This window comes from Vagococcus sp. AM17-17 (assembly GCF_003471765.1).
GTDB lineage: Bacteria > Bacillota > Bacilli > Lactobacillales > Vagococcaceae > Vagococcus > Vagococcus teuberi.
This window is the reverse complement of the sequence record NZ_QRJY01000030.1, coordinates 1-734: the sequence shown is the minus strand read 5'-3', so window position 1 is coordinate 734 and position 734 is coordinate 1. Positions and strand designations below refer to the sequence as shown.

The 734-nt window shown below is 33.8% G+C and carries 1 protein-coding gene; it reads left to right on the top strand.

The annotated features are described in order from the left end of the window. Window positions 1–246 precede the first annotated feature (246 nt). Window positions 247–570 (top strand): hypothetical protein, encoded by a 324-nt coding sequence (locus DW196_RS10920; RefSeq protein ID WP_118251282.1) that lies wholly within the window; start codon window positions 247–249, stop codon window positions 568–570. The last annotated feature ends 164 nt before the right edge of the window (window positions 571–734 follow it).

The following is a 734-nucleotide window of genomic DNA, read 5'->3' as shown; positions in this document are numbered from 1 at the left end:
ATCCAGTCGAAAGAACAAGGGTATATAAACGAGGCAAGCTCGCCCTTGTGCTTTCTTTGTGTCTATGATGTCTTCGCTTCACAGCAACCGACCGACACACACTGACACAAATGGACTCATTTTAATTTATTCAGAAAGGAGGATAGTGTTTATCTTTGAAGCATGAGTGATTGAAGCGACAGCTTCCCTCACTCACTTCTAACCCAAATGAATTTTCAAAAAATAAAAAACGAAAGAGGGATAATTATGTGTGAATACTATAAAAATTTTACTGACTTATTAGAACAACACAAAAAATTAGCTTATGAATTGTTGCATGATAAAGGAACAGGTCAGTGGCAAACAGAAGAAATTTATTGCTATGACGATATAGAAACCTTTGCAGAATATGAATTATTTGATGGTTGGTATGCTGATTTAAATCTTGATAGGCACTTTAATGGTGCACCTAATCCAGTACATTTTATTGATTTATTTGAATTAGGTCATGCTTTAGTAAGGAGTTGGGACGAATCTTGTTATTTTAAATCACATAACGGAAAGGTACTACAAACAAATGTTGGTTGGTAAAAGAGGAAAAAACAAAAAGAGAAGTCATTTGCTCGAACAAATGACTTCCCTACTTACGATACACGTCAAATCTTAATTAAATTGTATCGTAAGTAACCCCTTTTGACAAGTTAAATAAACAAATTTAAGGAGTGTTACACCTATGACAAATACAAATATTGGCA

Excerpts from the sequence above, each read along its gene's own strand:
- DW196_RS10920 (WP_118251282.1), top strand. The coding sequence starts at position 247 with ATGTGTGAATACTATAAAAATTTTACTGACTTATTAGAACAACACAAA.